The sequence below is a fragment of the Tenacibaculum sp. XPcli2-G genome (genome assembly GCF_024124505.1).
Lineage (GTDB): Bacteria > Bacteroidota > Bacteroidia > Flavobacteriales > Flavobacteriaceae > Polaribacter > Polaribacter mesophilus.
Genome location: NZ_JAMXSH010000001.1, coordinates 1,002,133 through 1,013,434 on the forward strand (window position 1 = coordinate 1,002,133; position 11,302 = coordinate 1,013,434).

Sequence of the window (11,302 nt, forward strand, 5' to 3'; positions counted from 1 at the left end):
TATCAGATATTTTAGATTTTACTAGTTTAACCGAGATTTAATTAGGTTACATCACTAGTTAAAATTTAACTGATAACTCCATCTACAAAACCGATTTGATATTCATAAAATCATTTGTAGCATCTGAAGATTAAACATTTTTTTTGTTTTATAAATTAAAATATATGAATTATGAAACAAAAATTACTTTGGCTCTTATTGCTAGTAGTAACAGTAGCTTTTTCACAAACGGTACCGACTAATGGTTTATTGGTAGGCTACAATTTTACCGACGGTAATACAACCGATATAGGTGGAACAAACAACCTAACCCCAGTAGGAACAACTTCAGTAGTAATTGCCGATAGGTTTAATAGTTCAGGGGCAAATGATGCCATTCAATTAAACACAAGTCATTTAGTAGGGGCAGATATCAATACTGGATATCCTACTTTTGCGTTTTGGGTAAAAACAACTACCAATGATACTAATTTTAAAGTTATTATAGATGATAGTAAAAACACAACAGCAACACCTCATAACTACGCTAACGCTTATGAAACAGGAGTTACCATTATGTTGCAAAGAGGTAAAATAGTAGCACAATCAAGAGTTATAGGAGGAACAACCGAGTATAGAACAGCTGTAAGTGGCTTTATTGCAGATGGTAATTGGCATCACGTTGTGGCTATGTTTAGAACAGGAAGAAAGCAAGGGCAATCGAATAAATTTTCAGAAGCAAGATTATGGATTGATGGTGTTATGGTTGATAACGATGATAGAAATCTTTCTACAACAGGTTCAGTTACAGGATTAAATACAGGCGGACAATTTGCTATTGGGAATAATAGAAATAATTCGGTAGCAAACATCTATAAATATAATGATATTATTGATGATATCTATATTTATAACAGATGGTTAACCGTAGCTGAAATACAAGGTTTATTACAAGGTTTTTGTTTTTCACCTACCCTTAATGATTTTACCATAAATACAAGTTCAATAAGCAATACTTCCGCAGAAATTACTAATACAATCGGTAATGGTCTTTGCGATATTGCGTATCACAAATCGTCTGACTCTTTTTCATCAGCAACAATTGTACAAGGAGTTACCACAGTACATACACTTTCAGGTTTAGACCCTTCGCAAAATTATGATGTTTATATCAGAAAAAATTGTAGTGCTTCAAGTATTTCAGGTTGGTCACTTAGAAAACGATTTAGAACACGAGGGAGAATTTATGTAAAAGCCAATGCAACAGGAGATAACAGCGGTTCATCTTGGGTAAATGCCTATACCGATTTGCAAGATGCTATAAGATATACCAACGACAACGAGCAGATTTGGGTAGCAGGTGGAATATATAAACCCCACGCTTCTAACAGAGATGCTACTTTTAGAATTACAAAAACAGGAACTAAAATTTACGGAGGTTTTGCAGGAACAGAAAACCTTATAGGGCAACGTGTTTTAGGGCAAAACACAACTGTTTTATCAGGAGATTTACAAGGGAATGATACTAACCAAGCAACTTATATTGATAATTACAATAACTCAACAAGAAAAAATGACAACAGTTATCATATCGTAAAAATTGAAGCAACGGCTAACGATGTAGTTTTAGACGGATTAACCATTAGTGATGCACATACTAATAGAAATGCTACAGAACCCGGTGGAGCAATTATAAAAGAAAAAACCGTAGCAAAATTTACCTTAAAAAATTGTATTATAGAAGATAATGTTTCAAGAAAAGAAGCGGCGGGTCTTTTTGCAGAGATGAATTTAAACAACAGAAACGCTTCGTCTCGAGGAAGATTAACTGTTGAAAATTGCCAATTTAAAAACAATATGGCTCGTTGGGGAGCAGGAGCATATAGTATGATAAGAGATAATACTAATGTAGATATTGTATTTGTTAATAATTTATTTGTCAACAATATAACAGGAGATTTAGCCTCTTCTCTTCAAGGATTAAGCGGTAGTGCTGCTTGGTTTAGAATGGTTGGAAATACTACAGATTGTAATTTAGATATTGTAAACAATACTTTTGCGAATAATGAAGATTTAGGAACAGGTCAAAACCTTAATGCGACTACACACGGTGTTGTAGGAATTTCACAAAACACTGGAGCAACAGGAATTATGAGAGCCAAGGTGTCAAATTGTATTTTTTGGGCTAACGAAACATCAGGAGGAAATACTACAAGAGCGGTTACAGACTTTTACCAAAACCCTGTAACCTCACTTAATGTTTTTAATTCTATTGGAGATTTTTCTGATAGTAGTATTACAGCAACAACAAATGTTCAAAATAGTGACCCTTATTTTACAAGTATGATAAATGATTTTACAATATCATCTCAATTTTCACCAGCTCTTAACACAGGAGATAACTCTAAAATTCCAACAGGAGTTACAATTGATTTACTTGGAAATTCAAGAATTCATAATACAATTGTGGATATGGGATGTTATGAATACGGGGCAACGGCACCAGTGTATAGAGATTTAACAATTACTTCTACTAATGGTACAGTAACAGCAAATCCTCAACCTTCAGCAAACGGCATGTATTTAGACGGAACAAGTGTAACTTTAACAGCTACACCAAATTCGGGTTATCAGTTTGATAATTGGGTAATATCACCAAGTCCTGCTACAGCTCCAAACGGAACAACGGCTACAGTGGTGTTAAATGCAGACACTAATGTAACGGCTAATTTTAGTGTAATTCCACGTCCAACACCTTATATTACAGGACTTCCACAAGGAAACACAACTGCTGGAGATTTTTCTGCAACAGTAGAATTTAACTCACAAAGTGGAGTTACAGGCTTTACTTTAAATGATATTCAGGCAACAGGAGCAACATTAAGTAATTTTACGACAGTAAATGCAAATGAATACACATTTAAAGTAACACCAACAAATACATGCGTAGGAACACCAATTACATTAAAAGTTCCTGAAAATGTAGCTTTTGATGTTAATAATTCTAGTGTAGGAAATACGGCATCAGCATTAAAAACAATTACTGTAAAAGAAAACGTAAAGCCAACGGTAAAAACACAAAACTTAACGGTTCAGTTAGATGCTAACGGAAATGCAAGTATTACTCCACAGCAAATTGATAACGGAAGTACCGATAACTGTTCAATAGCATCAATGAGTTTAGATAAAACAACGTTTGATTGTAATGATACGGCAACACCAAATACGGTGACCTTAACAGTAGAGGATACTGCAGGGAATACCAATACTGCAACAGCAACTGTAATAGTTCAAGATAACATCGCACCAGTAGTAGCAACTAAAAATGTTACCATTAATTTAGATGCGAATAATCAAGCAACAATAACAGCATCAGATGTTTTAGATACAGCAATTGATAACTGTACATCATCAACAAACTTAACAACAGTTTTAAGTAAAACAACGTTTGATTGTAGTAATTTAGGAACAAATACAATTAATGTGCAAGTAAGAGATGCTATTGGAAATACAACTAATGAATCAGCCGTTGTAACAGTAAACGCAAATCCAAATGCTACATTACAAGCAGTTGCAAAAAATATTACTGTATATTTAGCAACAGACGGAAGTGCAACAATTACGCCACAAGATGTAGATAATGGTTCAGGAAGTGGATGTAATTCAAACCCCACATTAAGTTTAGATATTACAAGTTTTAATTGTTCAAACGTAGGAACAAACAATGTAGTATTAACAGCAACAGATGGAATAAACACCGCAACAGTAAGTGCTGTAGTAACTGTAGAAGATAATATTTTACCAACAGTAACAACTCAAAATTTAACAGTACAATTAGACGCTAGAGGTAATGGAACGATTACCCCACAGCAAATTGACAACGGCAGTACTGATAATTGTTCAATCGCATCAATGAGTTTAGACAAAACAACATTCGATTGTTCAAACATAGGAGTAAACCAAGTTCTATTAACAGTGGTAGATGTAAACAACAATACAAGTACAGCAGCTGCAACAGTAACAGTAGAGGATACTATTGTACCCACAGTAGTAACACAAGACATATCAGTTCAGTTGGGTGCAAATAATCAAGTAAGTATTGCCCCAACACAGATTAACAATGGTTCTTCAGATAACTGTACTAGTGCTACTGATTTGACTTACAGTTTAGACGTAACAACATTTAGTTGTTCAGAAGTAGGTAATAATACTGTTACATTAACGGTAACAGATGCATCAGGTAATAGTGCAACTGCAACAGCTCAAGTAACGGTTACAGCAAATCCAAGTGCCCCATTAGCGGTAGTAACACAAAACATTACTGTACAATTAGACGCTAGTGGAAGTGTAACGATTCAACCAAGTGATGTAGATAACGGTTCAGGAAGTGGGTGTAATTCTAATCCGACCTTAAGTTTAGATAAGACAACTTTTGATTGTTCAAACATCGGAACCAACACGGTGACCTTAACAGCAACCGATGGTGGTGCTAGTGAAACAGCAATGGCAATAGTAACTGTAGAAGATATCATGGTGCCAACAGTAAATACTAAAGATGTAACGGTAACTTTAAGTAACGGTCAAGGTTCAATTACAATATCAGATGTTAATGATAACAGTACCGATAACTGTTCAATAGCCTCTATAGGTTTAGACAAGACAACTTTTGATTGTTCAAATTTAGGAACGAACACAGTAACCTTAACAGTAACTGATGACCAGGGTAATACATCAACAGGTACGGCTACGGTAACGGTTGTAGAAACGGATGCGCCAACAGTAGTAACACGAGATATTACAGTAGCATTAGACGCCAACGGGGAGGCGACTATTACAGCTCAACAAGTAGATAATGGTAGTAGTGATGCATGTAGTGGAGTTGCAAATATGTCGTTAGACACCACAACATTTCAATGCCCAGATTTATCAACTCCAACAACAGTTACCTTAACTGTAATTGACAACAGCGGAAACACAGCTACGGGAACAGCTAGAGTAACTTTTACAGCGCCAGACGAAGATAATGACGGTATATCAGACGCTTGTGATACAAGGCAGGTGGTCTCACCAAAAGGCTTCTCACCAAACGGAGATGGACAAAACGATACTTGGGTAATTGAAAACATTGAGAAGTTTCCTAATAGTAATATACAAGTTTTTAACCGTTGGGGAGAACGTGTATATGAATCAAAGGGCTATCAAAACAACTGGAGTGCTACTTCAAATCAAAGAGGAGGGAGTAGTACAAAACTACCTGTAGGTGCTTACTATTATATCATTAATTTGAATGATTCGGACTACCCACCAGTACAAGGATGGCTATATATTAATTATTAATAATTGAAAAAGAAAATATTAATTTGAAAATTAAAGAAATGAAATTCACTCATATAAAATATATAATTACTAGCCTTATTTTTGTTCTATCACTAAATGCTAAGGCACAGCAAGATCCATCTTTTACGATGTATCAATTAAATATGAATATTATAAACCCTGCTTTCGCGGGTTCACAAAATGTGTTAGACGCAACTATGTTAATACGTGGTCAATGGGTTGGTATTAAAGATGCACCCTCAACCCAAACTTTATCTATTTCCTCACCTTTAGGTAAGAATTTAGGTTCAGGATTGTCTTTGGTAAATGATAAGTTTTCAGTAGCCAAAGAGACAGATGTGTACATCGATTTTTCGTACAAGTTACAAATATCAGAATCGATGGATTTATTCTTGGGCTTAAAAGGAGGTGGAACATTTATTAATGTAGATTTACAATCGTTGAATATTAATGATCCTCTTTTTAATGAAAATATAAGTAGATTTAATCCGAATTTTGGTGCAGGAGCTTATTTAAAGGGTAAGAACTATTACGCAAGTTTATCGGTGCCTGTATTATTACAAAGTAAGCGTTATGAGAAAGAGGGGAATGTTGTAACTAGTGCTTCAGATAAGCCACACATATACTTAGCAGGAGGTTATACATTCAGTTTAGAAAATGACTCTAAACTAACTATTACTCCATCATTTATGATGCGTTACGTATCAGGTGTACCTTTGTCGTTTGATGCTACTGCAATGATTGGCCTTTTTGATAAAGTAGAGTTTGGTGTGTCACATAGATTAAAAGAATCGTTTAGCGGACTATTATTATTTAAGTTTATTAAAGAATTTAAACTAGGATATGCTTATGAACATGCTATTAACGATATATCAACCTACAGTAATGGTTCACATGAATTTGTATTTAAGTTCAAGTTTTAATAAGATTCTAAATTCAATAGTTAGTATTATGAATTAAGGATATAAAGCTAAAAAAAATGAAGGTTGATTTAATAAGGATAGAGTTAACTTTTTAGATTATTTGAATACATACAAAAAACGTTTTATAAACTCGTTTATAAAACGTTTTTGTAATTATTATATTAATATTTTCATCTTTGGTTTATAAGTAATCTAGTCATAAATGACTCTTTACGGCGTTAAAAAGATTAAAATCAAGAATTATTAACTTTTATTTGGATAAAACAGAGAATAAAATGTATATTTGCAATCCCAAATCGCGGGATAGAGCAGTAGGTAGCTCGTCGGGCTCATAACCCGAAGGTCACAGGTTCGAGTCCTGTTCCCGCTACTAAGCAAAGGCTTTCAATTTAATTGAAAGCCTTTGCTTTTTATTAGAATAATAGATTATTTTTTTTCTATATAAAAATAAGATCTTCTATTTTGTTGATGTTCTTGTTCGGTACACTTTTTTTGATTTAGATCATTGCAGTTGTTTAATAACTGTTCTTCTCCGTAACCAACAGCACTTTTAATCCTTTTTGGAGAAATGCCTCTTGATAATATATAGCCTCTTGTAGATTTGGCTCTTTTGTCTGATAATAATTTATTATATGTTTGGGATCCTCTACTATCGGTATGAGACTCAATTCTTAAACTTATATCAGGGTTGTCTTTTAAGACAGAAACGATATGTTCTAACTCGTATTCGGCGTCTTCACGAATATTATATAAATCAAAATCAAAGTAAATAGGGTTTATAATGATTTGATCATCTTTTATTAAAGATTCAAGTTGGATGTTCTCAGTAATTAATCTTTTGTTAATGTTAAGTGTTTTTGTTTTTTTTTGAGAGTTTCTATAATCTTTTTTTGAAGCAACGACCACAAAATTCTTTTCACAATCTATTTTTTCAAATAAATAACCACCATCTTTATTAGTTGTTTTAGTAAAAATGGGTTCTCCTTGTTTGTTTATAAGCTGAACGGTAGCATTGGGAATAGGGTTTCCTGTTTTTGAGTCTGAAATAACTCCTTTAATGTTTTCTTTACAATCGTATATTTTAAAACTATAAATATCATCATCTCCTTTACCTTCTTTTCTGTTGGAAGAAAAGTAGCCTTGAGTATGCTTGTCGTTAATAATGAAAGCAAAATCATCAAAAGGACCATTAACAGGGCTTCCTAAATTTACTGGTTTTGTATAAGAGTTACTAGTGATTTTTGCCTCAAAAACATCTAAACCTCCTAAGCCAATATGTCCATCAGAAGAAAAATATAAAACATTATCATTACCTATAAAAGGAAACATTTCTTTGCTTTCTGTATTAATAGTTTTGCCCAGATTTTCAGGTTTTCCATAGATATCGTTTTCTAAAATTGCTATTTTATAAATGTCGGTATCTCCGTAGCCATTTGGCATATCAGAAACAAAATAAAGTGTTTTTTCGTCAGGACTAAGGGCAGGATGTCCGCAAGAAAAACTATTACTATTAAAAGGTAGTTCTTTTATATCTCCCCAAAAGTTTCCTTTTTTAGTAGCTTTATAAATTTTAAGGTGAGAAATATTATTTTTATCTCCTATTAATCGCTTGCCATCAAAGTTATCTCTGGTGAAGTAAGCTGTTTTTCCATCTTTAGAAACAACAATATTTGATTCGTGATATTTAGAGCTTAATTCTTCAAGAATGATAGGTTTACCCACATCCAAAACTTTAATAGAATCGTTATTTTGTTTTGCTTTATAAATGTTTAAATATGGTTGCTTATTCCATCGATAGAGTTTTTTACCTTTTTCTGTTTTGGGTTGGGTAGAAGAAAAATATAAATGATTATCATAAATGTATCCACCAAAGTCTGAATAAGAAGTGTTGCTAGATAGGTTGTGGATGTTTATATATGTCTTTTCTCGATTAGAGTATTCAACAAAATAATTAGTGTTTTCTTCTAAAGCCTTCACACGACTATCGTTTTTGTTTAATTTTAATAGCCACTTGTCAGATTCTTTTATTTTACCATTAGTTTTTAAAACTTGGGCATATCTAAATATATGTTTAGGTTTAGCAGAATTTTCGTATAGTTTCATTAACTCTTGATAGTTTTTTTCTGCCATAACATATTTAAAATTAAAGTAGTAAGAATCTCCTAATCTACTTAATACAGTATAAGAATTATCTCCTTTGTTGTATATGAATTGATATAATTCAGCAGATTTTTTATAAGAAAACTCTTCAAAATATCTATTAGCAGCATACTTTCGTTGGCTATTAATGGTTATTGGTATAAATACTATTATAAGTAAAAAATGTATTGCTTTTTTCATTTTATTTATAATTTAAAAGAATCTAGGAGACTTCATTGCTAGCTCTTTGAATATTTCCCATTTAATCATTAATTCATAGGTTCCAGAATTGTAGTTGCTGTAATTAGAGGTAGTGAGGTCGTAGGCTAACCCTATGTGTAAATTTCTAGAAGCTTGAAGTCCTATCAAAGCACTAATAGAATCATCCCACCTCCAAGCTATACCTGCTGTAAATTTTTCATTGAAAAGGAAATTAGCTGATACATCTAGGGATAAAGGTGCACCATTTACAACTTTTGTTAAAAATGCGGGCTTAAACTTAATACTTTCGTTTAAATCAAATACATATCCACCAATTAAAAACAAGTGTATTCGTTCTTTTGCGACATCACCTCCATTATTAGAGTCATCATAATGATCTGTGTTAATAAAATTAGGAATAGCTGCTCCCAAATACCAGTTAGAAGTATAGTAATAAATACCAGCTCCAATAGTTGGTAAAAATCTATTAATGTTTCCAGTTAGACTTTTATCGTCTCGATCCTTAACAATACCTTTGTTCCAATCAACATTTAAATGTCTTGCTCCAAGTTTCAACCCAAAAGCTAAATTTCCCTCATCACTGGTACGAACTGTATAAGAAGCATTGATATCCAGAAAAATCTCATTGGCGGGGCCTATTCTATCATTAGTAAGGTTAATACCTAACCCAACGCCGCTAAAGCCTAGAGGAGTATCGAAACTTAGCGTTTGAGTGTCAGGAGCACCTTCAATACCAACCCATTGAGTTCTTGCAAGAGCATTTACTATAGTGTGTCCGCTTGATCCAGCATATGCAGGGTTCACACTCATAGTGTTATACATATATTGAGTATATTGCGGGTCTTGTTGAGCATTTACATTTATTAATATTTGTATTAAGAATATTAATGTGTATAGGTGTTTTAATTTCATATTATTTTTTTTATCTATTAATGTATAACCAGCCTACTTTTGGTTTTGATCCATCACCTAAATCGATAACATAGAAATAGGTGCCTGAAGGTAATTTTTCATCAACATTAATTGTTGTTCTTCCATTAGAAGTTCCGTTAAAAACAACGTCTTTATTGTTATAGCCAGAGGCTTTGTATACAGTGTTACCCCATCTGTTGAAAATCTCAACAGTATTATTACTATATTCAGGTCTGTCTATACAAGAGATGAAGAAAATATCATTATCACCATCACTACCAGGAGTCATGATGTTATAGGGAGTACCACATGGTTTTGTGTTAGGGTCCAGATAGTCAGGAATACCATTGTCATCGGTATCAAGAGCATCGTTGGTTGTTGGGTCAGAGTCACCAGGATTTTCATCTGAAGTATTAATACCATCGTTGTCATCATCAATATCTTGAAAATCTGGAATACCATCTCCATCATTATCAGGAATGTCTACAGGGGTACCTCCGTTATCTGTGTCATAAGTATCATCCAAACCATCTCCATCTGAGTCATTTCCAGAAGGAAGGCTATCAGGTATCCCATCACTATTATCGTCATTTCCTTCAATAACATCTGGAACTCCATCATTATCACTATCAGTATCAAGACTATCAGGTATACCGTCTTCATCAGTATCTATGTTGCCATCTCCTTCATCGGTATCTAAAATTCCATCATTGTCATCATCAATGTCGGTAATATCAGGAATTCCATCATTATCAGAGTCTAGTAAACTGTATGAATGAGTATCAGTAGCAGAAGCAGTATTTCCAGCAGTATCAGTAGTAGTAACGCTTGCTTCTACAGTCATGTCTGAGTCAGCTGCTAAGTCTGAGCCTGAAACATTTATGCTGTAGTTTCCACTAGCGTCTACCGTTCCTGTATAGGTATTTCCATTGATTATCAAGGTTACAGTGTCACCCGTATTAAAGTCACCAGTTACAGTTCCAGTCACAGGGATGTTAGTTCCAGCTTCTACTGCGTCAATGATATTGTCTGGAGTGATGTCATCAATAACAATAGAAAGGGTAGGAGCTGTGGTATCTACATTATACAGGTGAGTATCAGTAGCAGAAGCAGTATTTCCAGCAGTATCAGTAGTAGTAACACTTGCTTCTACAGTCGTATCTGTATCAGCTGCTAAGTCTGATCCTGGTACATTTATACTGTAGTTTCCACTGGCGTCTACCGTTCCTGTATAGGTATTCCCATTGATTATTAAGGTTACAGTATCACCCGTATTAAAGTCACCAGTTACAGTTCCAGTCACAGGGATGTCAGTTCCAGCTTCTACTGCGTCAATGATATTGTCTGGAGTGATGTCATCAATAACAATAGAAAGGGTAGGAGCTGTGGTATCTACATTATACAGGTGAGTATCAGTGGCTGAAGTAGTATTTCCAGCAGTATCAGTAGTAGTAACACTTGCTTCTACTGTCGTGTCTGTGTCAGCAGCTAAGTCTGACCCTGGTACATTGATGCTGTAGTTTCCACTGGCATCTACGGTACCGGTGTAGTTGTTTCCATTGATTACTAAGGTTACCGTGTCGCCGGTATTGAAATCTCCGCCTACCGTTCCAGTGACTGCAATGGTTGTCCCTGCTTCTGTTGCATTGACAATGTTGTCTGCCGTGATGTTGTCTACACTTATGGTAGGAACTGGAGCGGTCGTGTCTACATTATAAACATGATTCGTGTTTGCACTTCCTGCATTCCCCGATCCGTCTGTTGTCGCTACACTTGCTTCTACTGTCGTG

5 protein-coding genes and 1 tRNA gene are annotated in these 11,302 nt (G+C 34.3%); 3 read left to right on the forward strand and 3 right to left on the reverse strand.

Going from position 1 to position 11,302, the window contains the following annotated elements:
- Window positions 1-171: 171 nt before the first annotated feature.
- The 3 genes from NH341_RS04570 to NH341_RS04580 all read left to right on the forward strand — a co-directional run bounded on the left by NH341_RS04570 (window position 172) and on the right by NH341_RS04580 (window position 6,609).
- Window positions 172-5,316, forward strand: coding sequence for a gliding motility-associated C-terminal domain-containing protein (locus tag NH341_RS04570; RefSeq protein ID WP_253055782.1), 5,145 nt, complete (start codon window positions 172-174; stop codon window positions 5,314-5,316).
- A 38-nt stretch (window positions 5,317-5,354) separates the two neighbouring features.
- Window positions 5,355-6,239 (forward strand): type IX secretion system membrane protein PorP/SprF, encoded by an 885-nt coding sequence (locus tag NH341_RS04575; protein WP_159617069.1) that lies wholly within the window; start codon window positions 5,355-5,357, stop codon window positions 6,237-6,239.
- 297 nt (window positions 6,240-6,536) lie between these two features.
- Window positions 6,537-6,609 (forward strand) — tRNA-Met (locus tag NH341_RS04580).
- 56 nt (window positions 6,610-6,665) lie between these two features.
- On the opposite strand, the gene NH341_RS04585 is transcribed toward NH341_RS04580, so the two are convergent.
- From NH341_RS04585 to NH341_RS04595, 3 genes are all read right to left on the reverse strand, one after another.
- The gene (locus NH341_RS04585) at window positions 6,666-8,579 is read right to left on the reverse strand and encodes an OmpA family protein (RefSeq protein WP_253055784.1); all 1,914 of its coding nucleotides are present in this window, start codon (window positions 8,577-8,579) and stop codon (window positions 6,666-6,668) included.
- A 12-nt stretch (window positions 8,580-8,591) separates the two neighbouring features.
- Window positions 8,592-9,512 (reverse strand): type IX secretion system membrane protein PorP/SprF, encoded by a 921-nt coding sequence (locus tag NH341_RS04590; protein ID WP_159617101.1) that lies wholly within the window; start codon window positions 9,510-9,512, stop codon window positions 8,592-8,594.
- 10 nt (window positions 9,513-9,522) lie between these two features.
- Window positions 9,523-11,302: Ig-like domain-containing protein (locus tag NH341_RS04595; RefSeq protein WP_253055786.1), on the reverse strand; the 1,780-nt coding region annotated here is incomplete at its 5' end.

Bases quoted from the DNA above. Each gene is read 5' to 3' on its own strand.
- NH341_RS04570 (WP_253055782.1), top strand. From the start codon at position 172: ATGAAACAAAAATTACTTTGGCTCTTATTGCTAGTAGTAACAGTAGCT.
- NH341_RS04575 (WP_159617069.1), top strand. From the start codon at position 5,355: ATGAAATTCACTCATATAAAATATATAATTACTAGCCTTATTTTTGTT.
- NH341_RS04585 (WP_253055784.1), bottom strand. From the start codon at position 8,579: ATGAAAAAAGCAATACATTTTTTACTTATAATAGTATTTATACCAATA.
- NH341_RS04590 (WP_159617101.1), bottom strand. From the start codon at position 9,512: ATGAAATTAAAACACCTATACACATTAATATTCTTAATACAAATATTA.